The organism is Enterobacter sp. Taxon_8, from assembly GCF_058354585.1.
Window position 1 is genome coordinate 3,171,213 of record NZ_CM177989.1, and the last position, 25,870, is coordinate 3,197,082.

At 58.8% G+C, this 25,870-nt stretch carries 25 protein-coding genes and 1 riboswitch; of the genes, 8 read left to right on the forward strand and 17 right to left on the reverse strand.

Annotated features, from left to right (window positions below; all coding sequences use genetic code 11):
* Positions 1-49: 49 nt before the first annotated feature.
* Genes AC4IBF_RS15100 through AC4IBF_RS15110 form a run of 3 tightly spaced genes read left to right on the forward strand, consistent with a single transcriptional unit; the run spans position 50 to position 3,008 of the window.
* Positions 50-811, forward strand: coding sequence for an endonuclease/exonuclease/phosphatase family protein (locus AC4IBF_RS15100; RefSeq protein WP_115874543.1), 762 nt, complete (start codon positions 50-52; stop codon positions 809-811).
* Positions 808-2,046 (forward strand): cardiolipin synthase ClsB, encoded by a 1,239-nt coding sequence (gene clsB / locus AC4IBF_RS15105; RefSeq protein WP_111963823.1) that lies wholly within the window; start codon positions 808-810, stop codon positions 2,044-2,046. Before AC4IBF_RS15100 ends, clsB begins: the two co-directional genes overlap by 4 nt.
* Positions 2,046-3,008, forward strand: a complete 963-nt coding sequence (locus AC4IBF_RS15110) for a lysylphosphatidylglycerol synthase domain-containing protein (RefSeq protein WP_133294027.1) — start codon at positions 2,046-2,048, stop codon at positions 3,006-3,008. The genes clsB and AC4IBF_RS15110 overlap by 1 nt, the downstream gene beginning before the upstream one ends.
* A gap of 105 nt (positions 3,009-3,113) precedes the next feature.
* Here the strand turns inward: AC4IBF_RS15110 and AC4IBF_RS15115 are convergent, their stop codons facing one another.
* From AC4IBF_RS15115 to moaA, 6 genes are all read right to left on the reverse strand, one after another.
* A complete protein-coding gene (locus tag AC4IBF_RS15115; RefSeq protein WP_069719576.1) occupies positions 3,114-3,821 on the reverse strand; it encodes a Bax inhibitor-1/YccA family protein in 708 nt (235 codons plus the stop codon).
* A 64-nt stretch (positions 3,822-3,885) separates the two neighbouring features.
* A complete protein-coding gene (gene moaE, locus AC4IBF_RS15120) occupies positions 3,886-4,338 on the reverse strand; it encodes a molybdopterin synthase catalytic subunit MoaE (RefSeq protein WP_133294026.1) in 453 nt (150 codons plus the stop codon).
* Between the two features lies 1 nt (position 4,339).
* The gene (moaD, locus tag AC4IBF_RS15125) at positions 4,340-4,585 is read right to left on the reverse strand and encodes a molybdopterin synthase sulfur carrier subunit (protein WP_111963820.1); all 246 of its coding nucleotides are present in this window, start codon (positions 4,583-4,585) and stop codon (positions 4,340-4,342) included.
* The gene (gene moaC / locus AC4IBF_RS15130) at positions 4,578-5,063 is read right to left on the reverse strand and encodes a cyclic pyranopterin monophosphate synthase MoaC (RefSeq protein WP_111963819.1); all 486 of its coding nucleotides are present in this window, start codon (positions 5,061-5,063) and stop codon (positions 4,578-4,580) included. The genes moaD and moaC overlap by 8 nt, the downstream gene beginning before the upstream one ends.
* Before the next feature lie 3 nt (positions 5,064-5,066).
* Positions 5,067-5,579, reverse strand: coding sequence for a molybdenum cofactor biosynthesis protein B (gene moaB, locus AC4IBF_RS15135; protein WP_115874539.1), 513 nt, complete (start codon positions 5,577-5,579; stop codon positions 5,067-5,069).
* Positions 5,580-5,603: 24 nt separating this feature from the next.
* A complete protein-coding gene (gene moaA, locus AC4IBF_RS15140) occupies positions 5,604-6,593 on the reverse strand; it encodes a GTP 3',8-cyclase MoaA (protein ID WP_133294025.1) in 990 nt (329 codons plus the stop codon).
* A riboswitch (molybdenum cofactor riboswitch) is annotated at positions 6,581-6,714 on the reverse strand. Its footprint overlaps the gene before it by 13 nt.
* A gap of 225 nt (positions 6,715-6,939) precedes the next feature.
* Between moaA and yvcK the strand changes: the two genes are divergently transcribed.
* Entirely contained in the window at positions 6,940-7,848 is a 909-nt protein-coding gene (yvcK, locus tag AC4IBF_RS15145; RefSeq protein ID WP_127730109.1) for a uridine diphosphate-N-acetylglucosamine-binding protein YvcK, read from the forward strand.
* 41 nt (positions 7,849-7,889) lie between these two features.
* Here yvcK and uvrB read toward each other — a convergent pair whose 3' ends face one another.
* Positions 7,890-9,905: an excinuclease ABC subunit UvrB gene (uvrB, locus tag AC4IBF_RS15150; RefSeq protein WP_008501138.1), complete on the reverse strand. Its 2,016-nt coding sequence runs from the start codon at positions 9,903-9,905 to the stop codon at positions 7,890-7,892.
* Between the two features lie 752 nt (positions 9,906-10,657).
* Between uvrB and AC4IBF_RS15155 the strand changes: the two genes are divergently transcribed.
* Entirely contained in the window at positions 10,658-11,380 is a 723-nt protein-coding gene (locus AC4IBF_RS15155; protein ID WP_133294024.1) for an ABC transporter ATP-binding protein, read from the forward strand.
* Here AC4IBF_RS15155 and bioD read toward each other — a convergent pair.
* The 4 genes from bioD to bioB are packed head-to-tail and all read right to left on the reverse strand — an operon-like array spanning position 11,343 to position 14,970.
* A complete protein-coding gene (gene bioD / locus AC4IBF_RS15160; protein ID WP_133294023.1) occupies positions 11,343-12,044 on the reverse strand; it encodes a dethiobiotin synthase in 702 nt (233 codons plus the stop codon). The two genes, AC4IBF_RS15155 and bioD, sit on opposite strands and share 38 nt — an antisense overlap.
* Positions 12,037-12,792, reverse strand: coding sequence for a malonyl-ACP O-methyltransferase BioC (bioC, locus tag AC4IBF_RS15165; protein WP_133294022.1), 756 nt, complete (start codon positions 12,790-12,792; stop codon positions 12,037-12,039). The genes bioD and bioC overlap by 8 nt, the downstream gene beginning before the upstream one ends.
* A complete protein-coding gene (gene bioF / locus AC4IBF_RS15170) occupies positions 12,776-13,933 on the reverse strand; it encodes an 8-amino-7-oxononanoate synthase (RefSeq protein WP_133294021.1) in 1,158 nt (385 codons plus the stop codon). Before bioF ends, bioC begins: the two co-directional genes overlap by 17 nt.
* A complete protein-coding gene (bioB, locus tag AC4IBF_RS15175; RefSeq protein WP_115874533.1) occupies positions 13,930-14,970 on the reverse strand; it encodes a biotin synthase BioB in 1,041 nt (346 codons plus the stop codon). The genes bioF and bioB overlap by 4 nt, the downstream gene beginning before the upstream one ends.
* An 86-nt stretch (positions 14,971-15,056) precedes the next feature.
* On the opposite strand from bioB, the gene bioA reads away from it, so the two are divergent.
* On the forward strand, positions 15,057-16,346 hold the full coding sequence (gene bioA / locus AC4IBF_RS15180; RefSeq protein ID WP_411800864.1) for an adenosylmethionine--8-amino-7-oxononanoate transaminase: 1,290 nt from the start codon (positions 15,057-15,059) through the stop codon (positions 16,344-16,346).
* A 48-nt stretch (positions 16,347-16,394) separates the two neighbouring features.
* A complete protein-coding gene (locus tag AC4IBF_RS15185) occupies positions 16,395-16,871 on the forward strand; it encodes a kinase inhibitor (RefSeq protein ID WP_032674406.1) in 477 nt (158 codons plus the stop codon).
* An 85-nt stretch (positions 16,872-16,956) separates the two neighbouring features.
* Here the strand turns inward: AC4IBF_RS15185 and hutH are convergent, their stop codons facing one another.
* The 5 genes from hutH to hutI form a co-directional block, all read right to left on the reverse strand.
* Positions 16,957-18,477, reverse strand: coding sequence for a histidine ammonia-lyase (gene hutH / locus AC4IBF_RS15190; protein ID WP_252092660.1), 1,521 nt, complete (start codon positions 18,475-18,477; stop codon positions 16,957-16,959).
* Positions 18,477-20,162, reverse strand: coding sequence for a urocanate hydratase (gene hutU, locus AC4IBF_RS15195; protein WP_348942632.1), 1,686 nt, complete (start codon positions 20,160-20,162; stop codon positions 18,477-18,479). The genes hutH and hutU overlap by 1 nt, the downstream gene beginning before the upstream one ends.
* A 127-nt stretch (positions 20,163-20,289) precedes the next feature.
* Positions 20,290-21,024, reverse strand: coding sequence for a histidine utilization repressor (locus AC4IBF_RS15200; RefSeq protein ID WP_104949081.1), 735 nt, complete (start codon positions 21,022-21,024; stop codon positions 20,290-20,292).
* Positions 21,025-21,043: 19 nt separating this feature from the next.
* Positions 21,044-21,982 (reverse strand): formimidoylglutamase, encoded by a 939-nt coding sequence (gene hutG / locus AC4IBF_RS15205; protein WP_288460357.1) that lies wholly within the window; start codon positions 21,980-21,982, stop codon positions 21,044-21,046.
* Positions 21,979-23,202, reverse strand: a complete 1,224-nt coding sequence (hutI, locus tag AC4IBF_RS15210) for an imidazolonepropionase (protein ID WP_143344845.1) — start codon at positions 23,200-23,202, stop codon at positions 21,979-21,981. Before hutI ends, hutG begins: the two co-directional genes overlap by 4 nt.
* A 224-nt stretch (positions 23,203-23,426) precedes the next feature.
* Here hutI and AC4IBF_RS15215 point away from each other — a divergent pair, with 224 nt between their 5' ends.
* Positions 23,427-24,710: a putative acyl-CoA thioester hydrolase gene (locus AC4IBF_RS15215; protein ID WP_143344844.1), complete on the forward strand. Its 1,284-nt coding sequence runs from the start codon at positions 23,427-23,429 to the stop codon at positions 24,708-24,710.
* Between the two features lie 119 nt (positions 24,711-24,829).
* Here AC4IBF_RS15215 and pgl read toward each other — a convergent pair whose 3' ends face one another.
* On the reverse strand, positions 24,830-25,825 hold the full coding sequence (gene pgl / locus AC4IBF_RS15220; RefSeq protein WP_045909472.1) for a 6-phosphogluconolactonase: 996 nt from the start codon (positions 25,823-25,825) through the stop codon (positions 24,830-24,832).
* Positions 25,826-25,870 lie beyond the last annotated feature (45 nt).

Genomic DNA, 25,870 nt, shown 5'->3' on the forward strand with positions numbered 1-25,870 from the left:
CGCCGACTACACTTTATTTTCATTGGGATAGTCACTCAGGAAGGAGCTTATGACGAAAAAAATGCAGCATTTCTCGCTTAAGGTGCTGACGATAAACATTCATAAGGGCTTCACAGCATTTAACCGCCGCTTCATTTTACCGGAGCTGCGCGACGCGGTGCGCACCGTCAGCGCGGATATTGTCTGCCTGCAGGAGGTGATGGGCGCACATGAAGTGCATCCGCTTCACTTTGAGAACTGGCCCGACACGCCGCACTATGAATTTCTGGCCGACACCATGTGGAGTGATTACGCCTACGGCCGCAACGCGGTCTATCCGGAAGGGCATCACGGCAACGCGGTGCTGTCGCGTTATCCCATTGAACATTATGAAAATCGCGACGTTTCCGTCGGGGAGAGCGAAAAACGCGGCCTGCTCTACTGCCGCATTACCCCGCCCGACCTTGAGCTGCCCATCCACGTGGGCTGTGTTCATCTTGGCCTGCGCGAAGCCCATCGTCAGGCGCAGCTGAAAATGCTGGCCGAATGGACCAATGCGCTTCCCGAAGGTGAACCGGTGGTGGTTGCGGGCGACTTCAACGACTGGCGACAGCGGGCAAACCATCCGCTGAAGGTGGAGGCCGGACTGGAGGAGGTTTTTACGCGCGCCAACGGCAGGCCTGCGCGCACGTTTCCGGTCCGTTTCCCGCTTCTGCGGCTTGACCGCATCTATGTGAAAAATGCCCACGCCAGCAGCCCAACCGCCCTGGCGCTCCTTAACTGGCGGCATCTTTCCGACCATGCGCCGCTCAGCGCGGAGATCCACCTATGAAATGTTCCTGGCAGGAAGGCAACCGGATCACGCTGCTGGTCAACGGGGACGAGTATTACCCGGCCGTGTTTAAGGCGATTGATAACGCTCAGCAGAAGGTGATCCTCGAAACCTTTATCTGGTTCGAAGACAACGTCGGCAAGCAGCTGCACAGCGTGCTGCTGCGCGCCGCCCAGCGCGGCGTCAAAATTGAAGTGCTGCTGGATGGCTATGGCTCGCCGGACCTCAGCGATGCGTTCGTCAACGAACTGACCACCGCGGGGGTGGTGTTCCGCTACTACGATCCCGGCCCTCGCCTTTTCGGCATGCGGACCAACCTTTTCCGCAGGATGCACCGCAAAATTGTGGTGGTGGATGAGACGGTGGCGTTTGTTGGCGGCATTAACTACTCCGCGGAGCATATGTCCGACTACGGTCCGGAAGCGAAGCAGGATTACGCCATTCGCATTGAAGGCCCGGTGGTGCAGGACATTTTGCTGTTTGAGCTGGAGAACCTGCCGGGGAAAGAGGCCGTTCGCCGCTGGTGGCGACGACGTCATCGCCCGGAAGAGAACCGGAAGCCAGGCGAAGCGCAGGCCCTTTTCGTCTGGCGGGATAACGGCGAGCACCGGGACGATATCGAACGTCATTATCTCAAGATGCTCGCCAACGCGAAGCGCGAAGTGATTATTGCTAACGCCTACTTTTTCCCGGGCTATCGCCTGCTGCACGCCATGCGCAATGCGGCCCGGCGCGGGGTACGCGTGAAGCTGATTGTGCAGGGCGAACCGGATATGCCGATCGTCAAAGTCGGGGCGCGGCTGCTTTATAACTATCTGGTGAAGGGCGGCGTACAGATCTACGAATACCGCCGTCGGCCGCTGCACGGCAAAGTCGCGCTGATGGACGATCACTGGGCCACCGTGGGCTCCAGTAACCTCGATCCGCTGAGCCTGTCGCTGAATCTTGAAGCCAACCTGATCATTCACGATCGTCAGTTTAATCAGACCCTGCGGGATAACCTGCAGGCGCTAATCGTCAATGACTGCGTGCGTGTGGATGAGTCCATGGTTCCCAAACGCACCTGGTGGAACCTGGGCATCAGCGTGGTGGTGTTCCACTTCCTGCGGCATTTCCCGGCGATGGTCGGCTGGCTGCCGGCGCATACGCCTAAGCTGGCGCAGGTGGACCCGCCGGTACAACCCGAAATGGAAACCCAGGACCGCATAGAAGCGGAAGATGGAGGCAAACCCTGATGTCGAAATCGCATCCACGCTGGCGGCTGGCAAAAAAGATCCTGACATGGCTGTTTTTTATTGCGGTCGCGGTTCTGCTGGTGGTCTACGCGCAGAAAGTTGACTGGGAAGAGGTGTGGAAGGTTATCCGCAACTATAACCGGATGGTGCTGCTGGGCGCTGCAGGGTTGGTCATTGTGAGCTACCTGATGTACGGCTGCTATGACCTGCTGGGTCGCGCCTACTGCGGCCACAAGCTGGCCAAACGTCAGGTGATGCTGGTGTCGTTTATCTGCTACGCCTTTAACCTGACGCTGAGCACCTGGGTTGGGGGGATTGGCATGCGCTATCGCCTCTACTCGCGGCTCGGCCTGCCGGGCGGGACCATCACGCGCATTTTCTCGTTAAGCATCACCACCAACTGGCTGGGCTATATTCTGCTCGGCGGGGTGATCTTCACCATCGGCGTGGTGCAGCTGCCCGCGCACTGGTATATCGATGAGGCCACGCTGCGCATTCTGGGCATCGTACTGCTGCTGATCATCGCCGTGTATCTATGGGCCTGCGCGTTTGCCAGACGCCGCCATATGACCATCAAGGGGCAAAAGCTGGTGCTGCCCTCGTGGAAGTTTGCGGTGCTGCAGATGGCGGTCTCCAGCGCCAACTGGATGGCGATGGGGGCTATTATCTGGCTGCTGATTGGCGAGGACGTAAATTATTTCTTCGTGCTGGGCGTGCTGCTGGTGAGCAGCATTGCCGGGGTGATTGTGCATATTCCGGCGGGGATCGGCGTGCTGGAAGCGGTGTTTATTGCCCTGCTGGCCGGGGAGCATGTCTCTCAGGGAACGATTATTGCGGCCCTGCTGGCGTACCGCATGCTGTATTACTTCCTGCCGCTGGCGCTGGCAACGGTCTGCTATCTGGTTCTGGAGAGCCGGGCGAAGAAGTTACGGGCGAAGAATGAGAAGGCGCTGGCGAAATAAAAGCAAAACGGCAACCTTGTTGCCGTTTTTAGTGTTTGTTCCCTCTCCCGTGGGAGAGGGTCAAGGTGAGGGCACCAGACAGCACCGCCACCCGGCAAAGCAATCTTAACGACGGTTGCCAAGAATTCGCAGCAGCATCAGGAACAGGTTGATGAAGTCCAGATACAGCGTCAGCGCGCCCAGAATCGAGTATTTGCGCAGGTTGGAACTGTCGCGCACGTCGATCTGCTCACCGATGTTTTTCAGCTTCTGGGTGTCATAGGCCGTTAACCCCACGAAGAGCACCACCCCGATATAGGTCACAGCCCACATCAGCGCTTCGCTCTTCAGCCACAGGTTCACCAGCGACGCCAGCACAATCCCGATCAGCCCCATAAACAGCATGCTGCCGAAGCCGCTCAGATCGCGCTTCGTGGTGTAACCGTACAGGCTCATCGCACCAAACATCCCGCCGGTCACCACGAAGGTGCTGGCGATGGAGGAGTAGGTGTAAACGATGAAAATGCTGGAAAGCGTCAGGCCCGTTAGCGCCGAATAGAGCATAAACAGGGTCGTTGCCATGCCGGCACTCAGCTTGTGCACCAGACCAGAAAGCACAAACACCAGCGCCAACTGCGCGATAATCAGCCCAAAGAAGGTGATTTTGCTGGAGAAGATAAACATCATCAGCTCCGGCGTGTTCGCTGCATACCACGCGATAAACGCGGTAAGCAGCAGGCCAACCGTCATCCAGCCATACACCTGAGCCATATACGTCTGCAGGCCGCTACGGGTCTGCTGTACTATTGAATCGGAACGCGGAAATCGGTCCATGATTCACTCCTGATTAAGATTAAGTAGACACACTCGTTAAGAGTAACACATCCACGTAAACCAACTACCAACGGCTGGCGGCCTGCTTATCGCTGTCGCGAGATTCTACCCAGCGATCCCCTTCCGGCGTGGCTTCGCGCTTCCAGAACGGGGCTTTGGTTTTGAGGAAATCCATAATGAACTCCCCTGCCGCAAACGCGCTGCCGCGGTGGGCGCTGGTCACGCCGACGAAGACAATCTCCTCGCCGGGCCACATCTCGCCGATGCGGTGAATTACCGTGACGCGCCCGAGCGGCCAGCGGCCTCGCGCCTCGTCGACAATCTCCGCCAGCGATTTCTCCGTCATGCCGGGATAGTGCTCCAGCGTCAGCGCCTTCACGCTATCACCGAGGTTGTGATTGCGCACTTTGCCGGTAAAGGTCACGACCGCACCGTCTTCGTCGCGTTCCGCCAGCCAGCTGTATTCTGTCCCTACGCTAAAACGCTCATGACTCACCAGAATTCGGGTTTCAGCCATCTTAGCCCCCTGTCACCGGCGGGAAGAAGGCCACTTCATCCCCTGCGTTCAGCGGATGGGTGAATTCCACCAGCGTCTGGTTAACGGCGGCCAGCAGCTTGCCTTCGTCGAGCGCCAGCGCCCAGCGGTCGCTTTGTGCCGCCAGATGCGCGCGCAGGGCAGCAACGTTATCAAAAGACGCATCCAGCGTCAGGCTATCGGTATTCACCAGCTCGCGCACCTGCGCAAAAAAGAGCACCTTAATCATGGCTGTCCACCTTAAAATCACCGGATTTGCCGCCGCTTTTCGCCAGCAGACGCACCGGGCCAATCACCATATCTTTCTGCACCGCTTTGCACATGTCGTAGATGGTCAGCGCGGCAACGGAGGCCGCCGTCAGCGCCTCCATCTCCACGCCGGTTTTGCCGGTTAAGCGGCAGAGTGACTCAATGCGCACGCGATTGTGCTCCGGCTGCGCCTGCAGGTTCACTTCCACCTTGCTCAGCATCAGCGGATGGCACAGCGGAATGAGATCCCAGGTGCGTTTAGCGGCCTGAATTCCCGCGATGCGCGCGGTTGCAAACACGTCACCCTTATGATGGCTGCCGTCGATAATCATCGTCAGGGTTTCCGGCAACATAGTGACGAACGCTTCCGCGCGCGCCTCGCGCACCGTTTCCGCTTTGGCGGAGACGTCCACCATATGCGCTTCGCCAGCGGCGTTAATGTGGGTCAGTTGTGACATAGCTTATTTCTTTAAATGGGGATGGAAATTACACGGACGGGTACGGGCATCCAGCTGCGGGGCGATGATGTTTTCCCACGCGGTGCGGCAGGCTTTGGTCGAGCCCGGCATGGCGAAAATCAGGGTTTTGTTAGCCACGCCCGCCACGGCGCGCGACTGAAGCGTGGAGGTACCAATCTCTTCAAAGGAGAGCATGCGGAACACTTCGCCGAAGCCTTCCACCTCGCGGTCGAACAGCGGGATTAGCGCTTCGGGGGCCTGATCGCCTGCGGTAAAGCCGGTGCCGCCGGTGATCAGCACCACCTGAACTTCATCGCTGGCGATCCACTGAGAGACCTGCGCGCGAATGGCGTAGCGGTTCTCCTTCACGATCGCTTTATCAACGATGTTATGTCCTGCGTCATGGGCCGCATCGCGCAGCCAGTGGCCGGAGGTATCATCCTCTTCGCCACGGCGGTCGGAAACGGTAAGAATAGCAATGCGTGTCGGGATAAATTCTGCGCTTACCTGACTCATCTTCTGATTCCTTCTTAAGCCTGATTACCCGCCGATGTAGGACAGGTTCTGAGTAATACCGGTATTGCCCTGATGCAGGAAGTGGGTCTGTTTTTTATGCGTCAGCGCTTCAGAAATGCGTGCTTCAAGCGCGTCCTGCTGCGCATCGTCTTCCAGCAGATCGCGAAGGTCCACGCCGCCGTCGCCGAACAGGCAGAGATGGAGCTTGCCCACGGAGGAGACGCGCAGGCGGTTGCAGCTGGCACAGAAGTCTTTCTCGTAAGGCATGATAAGCCCAATTTCGCCTTCGTAATCAGGATGGCAGAAGACCTGCGCCGGACCGTCGCTGCGCTGGCGGATCTGGTGGATCCAGCCGCGTTTCAGCAGCTCGTCGCGCAGCACCATGCCGGAGATGTGATGGCGGCGAAACAGCTCGCTGCCCTCGCCGGTTTCCATCAGTTCAATAAAACGCAGCTGAATGGGGCGGGTTTTGATCCACGCCAGGAAGGTATCGAGCTGGTGATGATTTACATCACGCATCAGCACCGTGTTGACTTTGACTTTTTCGAAGCCGGCCGCAAATGCCGCATCGATACCGTCCATGACCTGCTGGAATTTATCCTGGCCGGTAATGGCGTGGAACTGGCGGGCATCCAGACTGTCCACGCTGACGTTAATGGCGGTTAAGCCCGCATCGCGCCAGGTGGCCACGTCGCGCGCCATACGGTAACCGTTGGTGGTCACCGCAATCTGGCGGATACGTTCGTTTTCACGCACGGCGGCAATGATGTCGGGGAAATCGCGGCGCAGCGAGGGTTCACCGCCGGTAAGGCGAACTTTTTCGGTGCCGAGCTCAGAGAAGGCGCGCGTAACGCGGCGCACTTCATCCACGGAGAGAAAGCCGTTATTGGTAACGCTGCCCGGTTTGTAGCCGTCGGGCAGGCAGTAGGTGCAACGGAAGTTGCACACATCGGTAATCGACAGACGTAAGTAATAAAACTTACGCGCGAAAGCATCAGTAAGTTGTGAAGCCATGTACACCTTTCCAGATCGGGAGGCACAGTCATTTCTTTCTGTACCCTGGTGGCAAATTCGCCACGGCCAGAGCGCCATATCTTTCGACACAGGCACAAGGGCTAGAGTGTATGTTTTCATTTTTGAAAACGTGGTTAGGGCGATAGTAGCGCGGAAATTCTCACGGCGCCATTGTCGCTTCTCGCTATATAATTACGTATATAGCGAATCAATCCTGCATTTTCGCTACAGAATACCTAAAAACCGCATTTTCACATTGATATACGTCATTTTGCATCGGGTGAGGCATCGTCTTTTAGGGGTAGTTAGGTTACTGTTACGCGATCGAACGTGATAAGGAATACGTATGCGCAATCGCACTTTTGCGGATCTTGACCGAGTGGTCGCTCTTGGCGGAGGACACGGCTTAGGCCGGGTTATGTCCTCTTTATCGTCACTCGGCTCAAGGCTGACAGGGATAGTGACTACCACCGATAACGGCGGCTCAACCGGGCGCATTCGTCGTGCCGAAGGCGGCATTGCCTGGGGAGATATGCGCAACTGCCTGAACCAGTTAATTACCGAGCCGAGCGTCGCATCGGCGATGTTTGAGTACCGTTTTGGCGGCAATGGCGAACTTTCCGGGCATAACCTTGGAAATCTGATGTTAAAGGCATTGGATCACCTGAGCGTACGGCCTCTGGAAGCCATTAACTTGATCCGTAATCTGCTGAAAGTGGACGCATTCCTGATCCCCATGTCTGAACAACCGGTTGACTTAATGGCCATCGACGCCGAAGGGCATGAAGTTTACGGCGAGGTGAATATCGACCAGCTCCTCCTGCCGCCAGCGGAGTTGATGACCTATCCGAGCGTGCCCGCCACGCGAGAAGCGGTGGAGGCCATCGGGGAAGCGGATCTTATCCTGATCGGTCCGGGCAGTTTTTACACCAGCCTGATGCCCATTCTGCTGGTGAAAGAGCTGGCACAGGCGCTGCGCCGCACTCCTGCCCCGATGGTTTACATCGGCAATTTAGGCCGTGAGCTGAGTCCGGCAGCCGCAAGCCTGTCGCTGGCGGATAAACTCAGCTTGATGGAGCATTACGTCGGTAAGAAGATCATTGACGGCGTGGTGGTTGGGCCGAAGGTGGATGTGTCCGGCATCGGCGATCGTGTAGTGATTCAGGAGCCGCTGGAGGCTTCAGATATCAAATATCGCCACGATCGCCATCTGCTGCGCGAGGCGTTGGAGAAGGCGATTCAGGCGCTGGGCTGACAATAAAACCCGGTGGCGCTGCGCCACCGGGCAAAACCAACCTACGATGCCGCGATAAACAGATCCCGCAGCTGATGAAGCTGGTCGCGGATCTGCGCCGCCTCTTCGAACTCCAGGTTCTGCGCGTGCTGCATCATCTGCCCTTCCAGCTCGTGGATTTTCTGCTGCAGCGCTTTCGGCGTCAGCACGACGGTATCTTCTTCCACCACTGAACGCGCCTTGCCGCGGCCTTTCGCTTTGGTTTTGGCAATGTTCTGACCCAACGCCAGAATATCCACCACCTTCTTGTTCAGCCCCTGCGGCGTAATGCCGTGTTCTTCGTTGTAGCGCTGCTGTTTCTCGCGGCGGCGTTCCGTCTCGCCAATCGCTTTCGCCATCGACGGGGTAATTTTGTCACCGTACAGAATCGCTTTACCGTTGACGTTACGCGCGGCGCGGCCAATGGTCTGAATCAGCGAACGCTCGGAACGCAGGAAGCCCTCTTTATCCGCGTCCAGAATCGCCACCAGCGAGACCTCCGGCATATCCAGACCTTCTCGCAGCAGGTTGATCCCTACCAGCACGTCAAACTCGCCCAGACGCAGATCGCGGATGATCTCCATGCGCTCCACGGTATCGATATCCGAGTGAAGATAACGCACCTTCTCGCCGTGCTCTTCGAGATACTCGGTGAGGTCTTCCGCCATACGCTTGGTGAGCGTGGTCACCAGCACGCGCTCGTTAATGGCGGAACGGGCGCGGATCTCAGAGAGCAGGTCGTCCACCTGCGTTGCCACCGGACGCACCTCGATAATCGGGTCCAGCAATCCAGTCGGACGCACCACCTGGTCCACCACCTCATCGCCGGATTTTTCCAGCTCGTAGTTGCCCGGCGTGGCCGAGACGTAGATGGTTTGCGGCGCCAACGCCTCAAATTCTTCAAACTTCATCGGACGGTTATCCAGCGCTGACGGCAGGCGGAAACCATACTCCACCAGCGTCTCTTTACGCGCCCGGTCGCCGCGGTACATCCCGCCGATCTGCGGGATCGTGACGTGGGATTCGTCGATCACCAGCAAACCGTCGGCCGGAAGGTAATCAAACAGCGTCGGCGGCGGCTCGCCGGGCCCGCGCCCGGAGAGGAAGCGCGAGTAGTTTTCAATGCCGGAGCAGTAGCCCAGCTCGTTCATCATCTCAAGGTCAAACTGGGTACGCTGGCTCAGGCGCTGCTCTTCGAGCAGCTTATTGTTCGCCAGCAGAACCTTACGGCGTTCCGCCAGCTCCACTTTGATCTCTTCCATCGCCTGTACGATACGCTCGCGCGGCGTCACGTAGTGCGTTTTCGGGTAGATGGTGAAGCGCTGGATCACTGACTCAACGTGTCCGGTCAGCGGGTCGAAGAGCGACAGGCGCTCGACCTCCTCGTCAAACAGCTCGACGCGCAGCGCCATATCGTCCGATTCTGCCGGGAAGATGTCGATCACTTCGCCGCGCACGCGGAAGGTGCCGCGCTGGAAGGCCTGATCGTTGCGGGTGTACTGCAGCTCCGCCAGACGACGCAAAATCGCACGCTGGTCGATGATCATCCCCTGCGTCAGGTGCAGCATCATCTTGAGATAGAGATCCGGATCGCCCAGACCGTAGATCGCGGAAACCGAGGCGACGACCACCACATCACGACGCTCAAGAAGCGCCTTAGTGGCCGACAGTCGCATCTGCTCGATGTGTTCGTTCACCGAGGCATCTTTCTCAATGAAGGTGTCAGAGCTCGGCACATAGGCTTCAGGCTGGTAGTAATCGTAGTAGGAGACGAAATACTCCACCGCGTTTTCCGGGAAGAACTCTTTCATTTCGCCGTATAGCTGCGCCGCCAGGGTTTTATTGGGTGCCAGCACCATTGTTGGGCGCTGGAGATCCGCAATCACGTTGGCGATGGTGAACGTTTTACCCGAGCCGGTTACCCCCAGCAGCGTCTGGTGCGCCAGCCCATCTTCCAGCCCCTCTTCCAGACGACGGATCGCCTCAGGCTGATCGCCTGATGGACGGAAAGCAGAATTCAATTTGAACGGTTTACTCATGGGCGACAACCTGATGACGTTATAAGCGGCAGGTGTGTAATTTTACTCCTTGTTGCCAGGAATGCCAGTAAAAAACACTGGATGAAAAACCAGTAGCATGTCAGGATATTTAGCATAGCGCCTGAATGATTAGCGCGATAGCGGCCAAAATTTGGACAGTGGCAACATAAAACACCAGTCAGGTCAGGTTATCCCCAGAACTTTTTCTTTTTTAACATTTGTCAAGCCAGGTAATGATAGTTTTATGGCAACCGGTGACACTTTCATGACGGGAATTGCTTTTATCTAAGCAATTAAAAAATAAACGATATTTTCTAAAGCCGCGTTTCGCGTCAATTTGGGCGAAAGCCGCGTCTTCTCTCGCTTATCGCGTGTTTTCTAACTCTAATGCACATGGTTATCCACAGGAATAGTGGATAACTGCTTCCAGCCCATACAGACTGGCGCTCTGCAAATTCCCGGATTTTCCCACGAGACGGCGACAAAAAATTTTTATAGCTATTTTTTGCTGATTAACAGTTGCGTCATTCATAACCAATCGATGGGATCTTGCTCACATTTTCATCATTTCGGGTTCTGCACCACAACTCATCACCGGCGGCACCGTCAATGTGCAATCCGGTTTTTTATAAACCGCTTTCCGGTGACTTATTCCTAAAAAAGTCGCTTTTTTAATCACTTTCCGCTTTATGGCAGGGGTTTTGCAGAATCAACAGCGAGCCTCACCTACACACATTTTTAAGGAGAGAAAGATGTTGAGTCTGCGTGCTGTGAATCAGTTTTACGGAAGTCAACATACGCTATGGAACGTGGATTTAGATTTTCCGCAAGGGATGTGTACAGGCGTCGTTGGCCTGCCGGGCATGGGGAAAACCACCCTAATGAATTGCATCGCCGGGAAGGTGCCTGTCGAAAGCGGCAGCATCATCTGGTATGAGGCGGGCGCGCCGCCGCGTGATTTGCTAAACCCGCCGCCAGAACAGCGTTCCGGCCCGGAGATTGGCTATGTCTCGCAGGACAGGCGGATCTTTTCGCAGCTAACGATTGAGGAGAACCTGCATATCGCCATGCGCGCGACGGGGAAACCTAACCCGAACGCAAAAAATGACGTTTACGACCTGTTTCCGGCGCTCTATGGGGTGCGACAGACCCGCGCCAACACGCTCTCTCCGGACGACCAGTATCAGCTGGCGCTGGCTAATGCGCTGGTGAACCGTCCTCCCCTGCTGATCCTCGATGAGCCCCTGCACGGCGCAGGACACAGCTTCGCCCAGAAGCTGGGGCAGCTTCTGGTGCGCTTAAATCGGGAGTTAGGTATGACGGTGCTGTTAACGGAGCAGCAGCTGTCGTTTATCCGCCGGGTGGCTGACCGTTTCTGTATGCTCTATCGCGGGCGTAACGTGGCGCAGGGCCACGTTAACGAACTGGATGACGAGCTTATCGCGCACTGGATGTCGCGGGAAGCAAGACGCTGAGATCGAGATAACGCCCGGTTTCGATATTTTCCGCGCCGTCAGCAAGCCAGGGGATTTCCCCGAGGCACGGCGCGGGAAGGACGCGCCTGAGCGTCGCCAGATACTCCTGATGGCGTTTACCCGGCGCAACCACGTCGTTGGCTATCCAGCCCGCCAGACGCAGTCCGGCCTGCTGTACGGCCTGCGCGGTCAACATGGCGTGATTGATGCATCCCAGCTTGACGCCGACGACCAGAATGACCGGAAGCTGCTCGGACTTCACCCAGTCGGCAAACGTCTGCGTGTCCGAAAGCGGCGTAAACCAGCCGCCAGCCCCTTCCACCAGCACCCAGTCGGCCTGATTTTCCAGCGTCCACAATCCGGCGGACAGCACGGCGAAATCAATCGGACGACCTTCATCGGCGCTGATAATGTGCGGCGAGGTCGGCTCGGCAAAGGTGTACGGATTCACCGCGGAATAGGCGAGTTCAAGGGTGCTGTTACGCTGGAGCGCCAGCGCGTCGGTGTTGCGTAACCCTTCCGCCGTCATCTCGCTGCCGGACGCCACTGGCTTATATCCGGCGGTGTTTTTCCCGAGCATCCGTGCCGCCTGCAGCAGCGCCGAGCTGGCCACCGTTTTACCCACTTCTGTGTCCGTGCCGGTGACAAAATAACGTTCAGTCACGTTCGATAATCCCATGAAAAAGTTGATAGGAGAGCGGGAATTGACCCCGCTGCTGCGGCCAGGCCAGCTCAAGGCGCTGCAGCTGACCGCGGGTGAGCGGTTTTTTCTCGCGTCCGGTATGCAGGTGCGTGGCGCCTATGCCCTTCAGCGAACGCATGGCGCTGAACGCATCGCTAAAATTGAGCGTGATGGTCTGCACTACGCTGCGAGCGCGCCAGCCTGCCAGCGCCTGCGTCACCTGCTCATGCGATAAAAACCGGTTAGCGTGCGGCTGTTCATCGACTGCCTGCCAGGCCTGATTCAGCTCCGGCAGCGAACTTTCCAGCAGGGTGGTAAACGCCACCTTCCCGCCCGGTCGCGCGACGCGATAAAGCTCGCGCAAGGCCTGCGGCAGGCTGCTGCACCACTGAACCGCCAGATGGCTCCAGACAAGATCAAACTGCGCGTCCGCCAGCGGGATCGCCTCGATATCGGCCAGCAGATAGCGATGCGCCGCCTGCTGCTGGCGCGCCTCTTCAAGCATCTGGGCTGAGAGATCGATAGCCGTCACCTGGCTTCCCGCCCCGCGCCAGTAGCGGCTGTTGCTGCCGGGACCACAGCCGGCGTCCAGCACCTGTGGAAAACGGTTCTCGCCAAGCGCGGCCAGAAGCCCCTGCGCGCTCAGACGCTGCAGCTCATCGTGCTGCGAATAGCTCTGCGCGGCGCGGCCAAATGCCGCCGCGATGGCCTGCTTATTCACCGGCATCATGGAGCGCCTCCAGCAACGTCTCAATATCCTGTCGTTCATGCGCCGCCGTCAGGGTTAAGCGCAGACGCGCCGTGCCCGGTGGGACGGTTGGCGGGCGGATGGCGGTGACCCACATGCCGCGCTGGCGCAGCGCCTGTGCCAGCGCCAGCGCGCGGCCGTTTTCTCCGACAATCACCGGCTGGATAGCGCTCTGCGAATCGGGACTGTGGAAAGGCAGCGCCGCTAATCCCTGACGGAAGCGGGCAACATGCTCTGCCAGCCGCTGGCGACATTCATCCCCTTCCGCGCCGCGTATCACAGCCAGCGACGCAGACAGCGCAACGGCCTGCGCCGGGGGCATGCTGGTGCTGTAGATCAGGTGTCGGGCAAACTGCAGCAGATAGTCGGCGACGGATTCGCTGCACAGCACGGCGGCACCGCTAACGCCAAAGCCCTTGCCAAAGGTGACAATCAGCAGTTCAGGCTTCACGTTTTGCTGATACGCGCTTCCACGCCCTTCGTCGCCCATCACGCCGGTGCCGTGGGCATCGTCCACCAGCAGCCAGGCATTCTGTCGCTTTGCGGCCTCGTGCAGCGCGGCAAGCGGCGCGCTGTCGCCGTCCATGCTGAACACTCCTTCGGTGACAGCCAGCTGTTGTCCTTCGCAGGGTTTATCCAGCAGCGCTGCGAGCTGTCCCGCATCGTTATGGGCAAAACGCCGCAGCTGAGCCGGGCTTAAATTTGCCGCCTCCAGCAGGGACGCATGGCTTAAGCGATCGGCAACAATGCGATCGTCCTTCCCCATCAGGGCCGTAATAACCGCCTGATTGGCGGCAAAGCCGGAGATAAACAGCAGCGCGCGCGGGTAGCCCAGCCAGTCGGCAAGCGCCTCTTCCAGCGCATGATGCGCCGTGGTGTACCCGCTGACGTGCCCCGATCCGCCGCTGCCCACGCCAAACCGCTCCGCGCCCTTCTGCCAGGCGCGGATAATGGCCGGATGCTGGCTCAGCCCGAGATAGTCGTTGCTGGAGAAATTGCAGAACCGCTGGCCTTCACGGGTAAGAAAACGGCCCGCGCCGTTTTCCACCACCCTGCGAACGCGAAATGCCTCTGCCGCCCGACGGTCGTCGAGCGCAGAGTTGATACGTGCCTGCCAGGTCATACGGCTGCCGCGTTGTAGAACTGTTCGGTGTCGGCGTTGAAAATCTGCTGCTCCAGCTGCTGCTGTTGCTCGTTATCGCCCGTCAGCACTTCGGTCTGATGCGGGTTCAACCCCAGCTTGCGGAACAGCTGAACGTCTTTATCCTCTTCCGGGTTCGGCGTGGTCAGCAGCTTGCAGCCGTAGAAGATGGAGTTGGCTCCGGCCATAAAGCACATGGCCTGGGTCTGCTCGTTCATCTGCTCGCGACCCGCTGAGAGGCGAACGTAAGACGTTGGCATCATGATGCGCGCCACCGCGATGGTGCGGATAAAATCAAACGCATCCACGTCCTCGTTATCCGCCAGCGGCGTGCCCTTGACCTTCACCAGCATGTTGATCGGCACGCTTTCCGGCGGGGTCGGCAGGTTCGCCAGCTGCAGCAGCAGGCCCGCGCGGTCTTTCACGGTTTCGCCTAAGCCCACGATGCCGCCGGAGCAGACCTTAATCCCCGCGTCACGCACTTTATCCAGCGTATCCAGACGCTCCTGGTAGGTACGCGTGGTGATGATGTTGCCGTAAAATTCCGGCGAGGTGTCGAGGTTGTGGTTGTAGTAATCCAGCCCCGCTGCCGAGAGGCGCTGCGCCTGCTCCTCGTTGAGCGTACCGAGCGTCATACAGGCTTCGAGGCCCATCTCCTTCACGCCCTTCACCATCTGCTCCAGATACGGCATGTCGCGATCGTGCGGGTTCTTCCACGCCGCGCCCATGCAGAAGCGGGTCGAGCCGGCGTTTTTCGCCTTGCGCGCGGAGTCGAGGACCTGCTCGACTTCCATCAGGCGCTCTGACTCCAGACCGGTTTTGTAGCGCGCGCTCTGCGGGCAATATTTGCAGTCTTCGGGGCAGGCGCCGGTCTTGATCGACAGCAGCGTGCTGACCTGAACATGGCGGGGATCGAAGTGCTGACGATGCACCTGTTGGGCTTCGAACATCAGCTCAAGGAAAGGTTTGTTGAATAATTCAGTAACTTGCGACATCGTCCAGCGTGCGTGGTGAGCCATCGGGCTTCTCCAAAGGGTTTTGTTAATTTTCGGTTCGGTTTATACTCGTAAACCTAAAACTTTTCAAAATGGTTTACAAGTCGATTATGACCCAGGACGATCTCGCCTTCGACAAGCAGCATATCTGGCACCCTTACACCTCCACCACCCGCCCCCTTCCCGTCTATCCGGTTGCCTCCGCCCACGGCTGCGAGCTGCACCTCGCCAGCGGCGAGCGGCTCGTTGACGGCATGTCTTCGTGGTGGGCGGCGATTCACGGGTACAACCACCCGCGCCTGAATGCGGCGATGAAGGCCCAGATTGACCAGATGTCGCACGTGATGTTTGGCGGGATCACCCATCAGCCCGCGGTGGATTTATGCCGCCGTCTGGTAGCGATGACGCCTGACTCGCTGGAGTGCGTATTCCTGGCCGATTCCGGCTCCGTGGCGGTGGAAGTGGCGATGAAAATGGCGCTGCAGTACTGGCACGCCAGAGGCGAAACGCGCCAGCGGTTACTCACCTTCCGCAACGGCTATCACGGGGATACCTTCGGGGCGATGTCGGTTTGCGATCCGGAGAACTCCATGCACAGCCTGTGGAAAGGGTATCTGCCGGAAAACCTGTTTGCCCCTGCGCCGCAGAGCCGCTTCGACGGCGAGTGGAACGAGATGGACATGGTCGGCTTCGCGCGGCTGATGGCGGCGCATCGTCATGAGATTGCCGCCGTGATCCTTGAGCCTATTGTGCAAGGCGCGGGCGGAATGCGGATGTACCATCCGGAATGGCTGAGGCGTATTCGCAGGATGTGCGACCGCGAGGGCATTCTGCTGATTGCCGATGAGATTGCCACCGGCTTTGGCCGCACCGGCAAGCTGTTTGCCTGCGAGCATGCGGGTATCGCCCCGGATATTCTGTGCCTCGGCAAAGCGCTGACGGGCGGCACCATGACGCTCTCCGCCACGCTCACGACCCGCCAGGTGGCCGACACCATCAGCGACGGTGAAGCGGGCTGCTTTATGCACGGTCCGACGTTTATGGGTAACCCGCTGGCCTGTGCCGTGGCGAGTGAAAGCCTTGCGATTCTGGAGAGCGGCGAGTGGCAGACGCAGGTTGCGGCGATAGAAGCGCAGCTGAAAGCGGAGCTGAGCGCCGCCTCGGGCGCGAATTTCGTGGCGGACGTGCGCGTGCTGGGCGCCATCGGGGTGATTGAAACCACCCATCCGGTGAATATGGCGGCGCTGCAGCGCTTCTTTGTGGACCAGGGCGTGTGGGTGCGGCCTTTCGGCAAGCTTATCTACCTGATGCCGCCGTACAGCATCACGCCAGAGCAGCTTCGAAAATTAACCGACGCGGTTGTAACAGCCGTTAACATTCCCGCGCATTTCATGATTTAACCCAATGCATTACACTTGCTGAACGAGCGATCAACAAGGGTAAACCGTATGAAAATCATCAGTAAAGATCTGCGCGACGGAGAAAAACTCCCGGAACGGCACGTTTTCAACGGCATGGGGTATCAGGGAGATAATATCTCCCCGCACCTGGCGTGGGACGAGGTTCCGGCAGGCACCAAAAGCTTTGTCGTGACCTGCTACGACCCGGATGCGCCAACCGGTTCCGGATGGTGGCACTGGATCGTGGCGAACCTGCCTGCCGACACGCGCGTCCTGCCGCAGGGTTCCGGCTCTGACCTGGTTGCCCTGCCTGAGGGCGCGATTCAGACGCGCACCGATTTTGGTAAAGCGGGCTACGGCGGCGCGGCGCCACCAAAAGGGGAAACCCACCGCTACATCTTCACGGTGCACGCGCTGGACGTGGAGAAGATTGACGTCGATGAAGGCGCGAGCGGCGCGATGGTCGGGTTTAACGTGCATTTCCATTCCCTGGGGAGCGCGTCGATTACGGCGATGTATTCGTAAAAAAAGCCGGGTGGCGGCTACGCCTTACCCGGCCTGGATTTCGCATTCGTAGGCCCGGTAAGCGCAGCGCCACCGGGCAAAAAAATCACAGCACCGAAGGTAGCAGACCCACCAGCCGCCCTTCTTCCAGAAGCTGCATCGCCTTATCAATATCCGGCGCAAAGAAGCGGTCGTCGTCGTAATGCGATACGTGCTCGCGCAGCACCTGGCGCGCCTGCTCCAGCAGCGGGCTGGATTTGAGCCCTTCACGCAGATCGATACCCTGACTTGCCGCCAGCCATTCCACCGCCAGCACGCCGCGGGTGTTGGAGGCCATTTCCCAGAGACGACGCCCGGCAGCCGGTGCCATCGAAACGTGATCTTCCTGGTTTGCAGACGTTGGCAGGCTATCCACGCTGTGCGGATGCGACAGGGCTTTGTTCTCGCTTGCCAGCGCTGCGGCCGTCACCTGAGCAATCATAAAGCCCGAGTTGACCCCGCCGTTACGCACCAGGAACGGTGGCAACTGGGACATGTGTTTATCCATCATCAGCGCGATGCGGCGCTCGGACAACGCGCCGACTTCGGCAATCGCCAGCGCGATGTTGTCCGCAGCCATTGCCACCGGCTCGGCGTGGAAGTTACCGCCTGAGACCACCTCGTTTTCCTGGGCGAACACCAGCGGGTTATCGGACACCGCGTTGGCCTCCACCAGCAGCACCTCCGCCGCCTGGCGCAGCTGCGTCAGGCACGCGCCCATCACCTGCGGCTGGCAGCGCAGGGAATAGGGATCCTGCACCTTTTCACAGTTGTGGTGTGAATCCGCGATCTCGCTGGTGTCGGTAAGCACTTGACGGTACATCGCGGCGGCATCGATCTGCCCGCGCTGACCGCGCACCTCGTGGATGCGGGCATCGAACGGGCGACGCGAGCCCAGCACCGCTTCGGTGGTCAGCGCACCGCACACCACCGCCGAGGCAAACAGATCTTCCGCTTCAAACAGGCCGCGCAGCGCGAAAGCTGTCGATGCCTGCGTGCCGTTCAGCAGCGCCAGCCCCTCTTTCGCCGCCAGCGTGATCGGCGTTAAGCCGGCTTTTTTCAGCGCCTCTTTCGCCGGAAGCCACTCGCCCTGCCAGCGCGCTTTGCCTTCACCCAGCAGCAGCAGCGACATGTGCGCCAGCGGCGCGAGATCGCCGGAGGCCCCGACGGAGCCCTTCGCCGGGATCCACGGATAGACCTCTGCATTAACCAGCGCCATCAGCGCCTGGATCACGCTCAGGCGAATGCCGGAGAAACCGCGCGCCAGGCTTTTGATTTTGAGCACCATCATCAGACGGACAATCTCATCATCCAGCGGCTGACCCACGCCCGCCGCGTGTGACAGCACCAGCGAACGCTGTAAGTTTTCCAGATCGTGTGTCGCGATGCGGGTCTGCGCCAGCAGGCCAAAGCCGGTGTTAATCCCGTAGGCGGTGCGCCCTTCGGCAACGATGGCTTCGACGCAGGCGACGCTGTCGTTAATGGCGGCATGGGCACTTGCATCCAGCGAAAGGGTGACCGGCTTGCGCCAGACGTTACGCAGCTGCTTGAGCGTCAGCGAGCCGGGAGTGAGTGTTAATGCGTTCATTAATTCTTTCCTTGTGTGGCAGGGATCATCGGCAGGTTAAGGCCCTGCTCTTTGGCACAGTCAATGGCAATTTCGTAACCCGCATCCGCGTGACGCATCACGCCGGTTGCCGGGTCGTTGTGCAGTACGCGAGCGATACGCGCGGCGGCTTCATCGGTTCCGTCGCAGACGATGACCATCCCGGAATGCTGGGAGAAGCCCATCCCCACGCCGCCGCCGTGGTGCAGCGACACCCAGGTCGCGCCGCTGGCGGTATTCAGCAGAGCGTTCAGCAACGGCCAGTCGGAGACCGCATCCGAGCCGTCGCGCATGGCTTCGGTTTCGCGGTTCGGGCTGGCGACGGAGCCGGAGTCCAGGTGGTCGCGGCCGATGACGATCGGCGCGGAGACTTCACCGCTGCGCACCATTTCGTTGAAGGCGAGGCCGAGTTTTTGACGCCACTCCAGCCCTACCCAGCAGATACGCGCCGGCAGGCCCTGAAAGTTAATGCGCTCGCGGGCCATGTCCAGCCAGTGGTGAAGATGTTCGTCATCAGCGACGATCTCCTTCACTTTGGCGTCGGTTTTGTAGATATCCTCCGGGTCACCGGACAGGGCAACCCAGCGGAACGGACCGATGCCGCGGCAGAACAGCGGACGAATATAGGCAGGAACGAAGCCCGGGAAGTCAAAGGCGTTATTCACGCCCATCTCTTTCGCCATCTGGCGGATGTTGTTGCCGTAGTCAAAGGTCGGAATGCCCATCTGGCTGAAGGCCAGCATGGCGTAGACGTGCTCGGCCATGGAGCGTTTCGCGGCAAGCACCGTGCCTTCCGGGTCGGTTTCCGCTTTTTGCTGATATTCTTCCCACGTCCAGCCTTTTGGCAGATAGCCGTGCAGCGGGTCATGGGCGCTGGTCTGGTCGGTGACCAGATCCGGGCGCACGCCGCGGGCGACGAGTTCAGGAAGAATGTCCGCCGCGTTGCCGCACAGGGCAATCGACACCGCTTTGCCTTCAGAGGTGTATTTTTTGATGCGCGCCAGCGCATCGTCCAGATCGGTTGCCTGCTCATCGACGTAGCGGGTGCGCAGACGGAAATCAATGCGGCTCTGCTGGCACTCAATGTTGAGCGAGCATGCGCCGGCAAGCGTGGCGGCCAGCGGCTGCGCGCCGCCCATGCCGCCGAGACCCGCGGTCAATACCCAGCGGCCTTTCAGCGAGCCGTTGTAGTGCTGGCGACCGGCTTCCACGAAGGTCTCGTAGGTGCCCTGCACAATCCCCTGGCTGCCGATGTAGATCCAGCTCCCGGCGGTCATCTGGCCATACATCGCCAGCCCTTTGGCGTCGAGTTCGTTGAAGTGCTCCCAGGTGGCCCAGTGCGGCACGAGGTTAGAGTTGGCGATCAGCACGCGCGGGGCGTTTTTATGCGTTTTAAACACGCCAACCGGCTTGCCGGACTGCACCAGCAGGGTTTCGTCGTTTTCGAGTTCGGTCAGTGCCTTAACAATGGCGTCATAGCATTCCCAGTTGCGCGCGGCGCGGCCAATGCCGCCGTAGACCACCAGCTCGTGGGGGTTTTCCGCCACCTCAGGATCAAGGTTGTTCATCAACATGCGCAGCGGGGCTTCGGTGAGCCAGCTTTTGGCTGTAAGGGTGGTGCCGCGCGCGGCGCGGACGTCCTGCTGGCGGTATTTACCTGACGACATTGTGTGCTCCTCATAAGGGACAGATGATGCATTTAGATATACTTGTATAGACAAGCACACACAAGGCCAGATTTAACAAAAAAGATACAATTTTGTTATATTGCGTTAGCGATCACGCTTATAAAACTTATGACATAAAGTGGCCCTGCAGCCGGTAACGGTTCCCCGGGAAAAGCAGCCGGGCATGCGACACGATGTGCGACGAGGACCAGGTTCGACGGCGGATCAGCAGGCACGGGTCGTGCTCTTTAATCCGCAGCCGTTCGCACTCCTGCGGCGTGGCGCGCACGGCTTCCACAATGTGCTCCCCTTCCGTCAGCGGTGCGACAAGCGACAGATAGGCATGCGGCGTGGTCTGGGTGTAATCCTGGTTCAGATAGTCCGGTATCCGTTCGGCGTTAACACAGCGATCTTCAATCTGCACCGGAATGTCGTTTTCGAAATGCACCATCACGGAGTGGAAGATGCGGCTGCCTTCTTTGACGTTCAGCTCTACCGCCTGCTCAGCGCTGGCCTGGGTCTCTTCGAGCACCAGCACCTCACAGCGGTGCTGATGATTACGCGCGGCAATTTCGTCTGCAATACTGCGGATTTCAAACAGGGCGGATTGCCCTTTCGGTTCCGCCACAAACGTCCCCACGCCCTGCAGGCGCACCAGAAGCCCTTCGTCGGTCAGCTCGCGCAGCGCGCGGTTGACGGTCATCCGGCTAAAGCCAAACTGCGCCACCAGATCGGCCTCCGAGGGAATGCGGTCGTGCGGCCGCCAGACGCCGGTGGCGATTTTTTCGCTGATCGCCTGCTTCACCTTTTCGTAGAAAGGTGCGGGAGAGCTCGACTGCGGCAGGGGTGAGCGTGAAAACATCGTGACTCCTTGAATAGTGTTATGCCCACCAGTGAGCAATTTGCCAGGCCAGACGGGCGGCAAGCTTTGCGCCCTGCCCGTCCCGATCGTACTGCGGGTTAAACTCTACCAGATCGGCGGCCTGGAGCTTACCGCTACGGCAGATTTGTTCGATAACCGGGAGAAGATCCAGCGCCGGTATGCCTAACGCAGCCGGCGCGGAAACGGCAGGCATTTCGCTGGCGGGCAGGACGTCCAGATCGATCGTCAGGTAGACGCGATCGGCCTGGGCCAGCACCTTTTCCAGCGCGGATAGCGCATCGCGCCTGAAATGGAGATCTTCCACCAGCGTGACGTTCAGGCGTTCGGCCTCATCCCACAGCGCCAGCGTGTTCGCCGCCCGGCTCACGCCAAAGCAGGCGTACTGAAATTCCCGCCCGCGCTCATCGCAGTAGTGCGCCAGCTGGCGAAACGGCGTGCCGGACGTCGCCCGGTCGGCCTTGCGCAGATCGAGATGGGCATCAAGATTGATAATGACAACCCGCTCGTCCGGGAAGGCGTCCAGCACGCCGCGACCGTGCGCCCACGCGGTTTCGTGTCCGCCGCCAAAGACCAGCGTACGCATCCCGGACCGCTGGCATGACGTCACGGCATCGCTTAACGCCTGCTGTGCCGCCTCAAGCTCGTCACCTTCAACGTAAACCGAGCCCATATCCGCCAGCCGATCGTGTCCCTGATGGCTGGCCATATTCGCCAGCGCTTTTCGCAGTATATCCGGTGCCTGCACGGCGCCGGGCCTGCCCTGATTGCGTTTTACGCCTGCATCACATTCAAAGCCTATCAGCGCAATGCCGGATGCCAGCGGCGTGAACGCTCCCTGCTGCCGTATCGTCTGGAAAATACGCGTTGCGTTGCTGGCCTCGGCGCTGTCGTCGCGCCCCTGCCAGACCGTTTCGGCTACGGGCCGCCATAGCTTCATACTGCCTCCCCACGAAAAATACGTTGATACAGCGGGTTGCGTCCCGGCTCGTAGACCATCTCTACCGGATGATGAGCATCCCAGACGATAAAATCAGCGACAAACCCGGCCCGCAGCTGTCCGTGGGTTGCGCCACGACCCAGCGCCTGCGCGGCATGCCGCGTGACGCCAGCCCAGGCTTCTTCAGGGGTCAGGCCAAACTGGACGCAGGCCATGTTCATCGCCAGGTGCAGGCTGGCAAACGGGCTGGTGCCGGGGTTGTAGTCGGTGGCGACCGCCATCGGCACACCGTGTTTTCTGAGCTGTTCCACCGGCGGACGCTGGCGCTCCTGCAGAAAATAGAACGCGCCGGGGAGCAGTACCGCAACCGTACCGCTTTGCGCCATCGCCTGAACGCCTGCGTCGTCGAGATATTCGATATGATCGGCGGAGAGTCCTTTATACCGGCTGACCAGCGCCGCACCGCCCTGATTTGAAAGCTGCTCAACATGCCCTTTCACCGGGATACCGAGCGCGGTTGCCGCCTTAAAGAGACGCTCGGTTTGCGACGAGGTAAAGCCGACGTTTTCGCAGAACACGTCTACTGCTTCGTATAACTCTTTTTGCCACAGCGTGGGCAATATCTGCTCACAGACCAGCGTGAGGTACGCGTCCGGATCCTGTCGGTATTCCGGCGGAACCGCATGAGCCGCCAGCAGCGTTGGGCTGATATCGATCGGATTATTGAGGCCCAGCTGGCGCGCGACCAGCAGTATCTTCTCTTCGGCCTCGGGGTTTAGACCGTATCCCGACTTGATTTCAACCGTAGTGACGCCTTCATTCATCAGTCGCTGAAGCCGCTGCTGCGCCAGCTTAAGCAGGGTTTCGGGCGAGCTGCTGCGGGTCGCCGTCACGGTAGCGTTAATCCCGCCCCCCTGGGCGCTGATGGTTTGATAAGAGACGCCGTTAAGACGCTGCTCCCACTCCGCCGCGCGATCGCCGCCAAATACAAGGTGGGTATGGCAGTCAATCAGGCCAGGCGTGACCAGACGCCCCTGGAGATCGACGCAGTGACGGTGTCCGGCCGGAATGTCAGATTCAGGGATCACGGCCAGGATAGTTTGACCCCGTACGACCAGGGCATGTTGCTCTTTCAGTCCATAGGGCGCAGATACGTCCGGCACCATCGTAGCCAGTCGCGCATTTCGCCATATCACATCGTCGGGATGAATCTGCTGCATGGGCATTCCACTTGTCATGGGTTGTATAGACATTTATTTGCATCCACCGTCTACTGTCAACCGCCTTGAAGGAAAATGTTAGTTATTTGTGATCACTTACTTGCCGCTCTCGGGCTAAAAATGGAACTTTTACCCTTTTTATCTTCCCGTTTCGCTCAACTTAGTATAAAAAAGCAGGCTATTTCGTCTGTCCCGTAAAGACTTGCATACCCAGGAGCTCTACCTTGAACATTTCCAGGATTTCCCGTCTGGCGTTAGCACTCGCCTTTGGCGTGACCTTATCCGCTTGCAGTTCAACACCACCGGATCAGCGACCTTCTGAGCAGGTTGCGCCCGGTACCGCCTCCCGCCCGATTTTGTCCACTGATGAAGCGAAGAACTTCGACCGTGCACACTACTTCTCAGCGATGGATCCTAACGCTGCGCCGTGGACCCCGTCGTCTATTAATCTGCCGAAACAGCCTGACTTCGTGGTTGGCCCGGCGAGTGCGCAGGGCGTAACGCATACCTCAATTCAGGCTGCGGTTGATGCTGCCATCACTAAACACAGCGCGTCTCGCCAGTACATCGCGATCCTGCCTGGTGAATATGAAGGCACCGTGTATGTTCCGGCGGCACCAGGCAGCATTACGCTTTACGGTCTGGGCGAAAAGGCGATTGACGTAAAAATTGGTCTGGCGATTGATTCCGAAATCGACAGCAACACCTGGCGTCACCTGGTGAACCCGGCCGGTAAATATATGCCGGGCAAACCGGCGTGGTATATGTTTGATAACTGCCAGAGCAAGCGTTCCGCCACCATTGGCGTAATGTGCTCGGCGGTATTCTGGTCTCAGAATAACGGTCTGCAGCTGCAGAACCTGACCATTCAGAATACCCTGGGTGACAGCGTTGACGCCGGTAACCACCAGGCCGTTGCGCTGCGTAGCGATGGCGATAAGGTGCAGATTAACAACGTCAACATTCTGGGCCGTCAGAACACCTTCTTCGTGACCAACAGCGGCGTGCAGAACACCCTGCAGAATAACCGTCTGACCCGTACCCTTGTGACCAACAGCTACGTTGAAGGTGACGTGGACCTGGTGTCTGGTCGCGGCGCGGTGGTGTTTGATAATACCGATTTCCGCGTGGTGAACTCACGTACTCAGCAGGAAGGTTACGTGTTTGCTCCGGCAACCCAGTCGAACCTCTTCTTCGGCTTCCTGGCCGTGAACAGCCGCTTTAATGCTGCCGGTGACGGCGTGGCGCAGCTGGGACGCTCCCTGGACGTGGACTCAGCCACCAACGGTCAGGTTGTGATCCGCGACAGCGTGATCAACGAAGGCTTCAACATGGCGAAACCGTGGGCGGATGCCGCGATCTCCAAACGTCCGTTCTCCGGCAACACCGGTGCGGTGGATGATAAAGGGAACGTGCAGCGCAACCTGAACGACGCTAACTTCAACCGCATGTGGGAATACAACAACCGCGGTCTGGGTAGCAAAGTGGTTGCTGAGCCGAAGCAGTAAGCTGTTTTGCCGGGTGGCGGCTTCGCCTTACCCGGCCTACAGATGATGCAGGCCCGGTAAACGCAGTGCCACCGGGCATAAAAAACCTCGCATTCGCGAGGTTTTTTGTTTTAGGCAGCTTAGTGAGCGTTAACTACCACCCACATCGGCCCCTGGCCTACGGCGTAGCGCCCTTTTTCTTCCAGCAGTCCCTGCTCGCCTTTAATTTCGTACAGCGCAATGTGGTGGGATTTCTGCCCCGCCGCAATCAGGTATTTGCCGCTGTGATCGATATTAAAGCCGCGCGGCTGGGTTTCCGTTGGCTGGAAGCCTTCAACCGCCAGCACGCTGCCATCTTCAGAAACGCTAAACACGGTAATCAGGCTGGAGGTACGGTCGCAGGCGTACAGATGGCGGCCATCTGGCGTAATGTGGATATCCGCCGCCCAGCGGGTGTCGGAGAAATCAGACGGCATCATGTCCAGCGTCTGCACGCACTCAATCTGACCGTTTGGATCTTTCAGTTCCCATACGTCCACTGAGCTGTTCAGTTCGTTGACCACGTAGGCATACTGCTGGTTCGGGTGGAAGACCATATGACGCGGACCAGCGCCTTCAACAGTCGTAACTTCAGCTGGATTCTGCGCCACCAGGTGACCATCGTCGCTCAGGGTGAACAGGCAGATACGATCCTGCTTCAGCGCAGGTACCCACAGCGTGCGGTTATCCGGAGAGATATTCGCCGAGTGGCAGCCTTCCAGCCCTTCCACCACATCCACGGTTTCGACCGGAATGCCGTCTTCCAGACGCGTTACGCTGACGCAGCCCGCGTTATACGAGCCGCTGAAGACAAAGTTGCCTTTACGATCGGTTGAGATATGGGTTGGGCTGCCCGGCAACGGGGCTTCAGCAGTGTACGTCAGCGCGCCGTCGTCCGGAGAAATGCGATAGGCCAGCACGCGAAACTCCGGGCGCACACCCACGTACAAGAAACGTTTATCCGGGCTGATGACCATCGGCTGTACCTGGCCTGGCACATCAACAACCTGAACCAGCGTGAGTGTCCCTTCGGTATTTAAGCGCCAGACGTGGATCTGCTGGCTTTCAGGACTGGCGGTATAAACGGTTTGTTTCATGAATATTCACTCCTCACTGCGCATGAAAGTAGTTAACTTTTGACG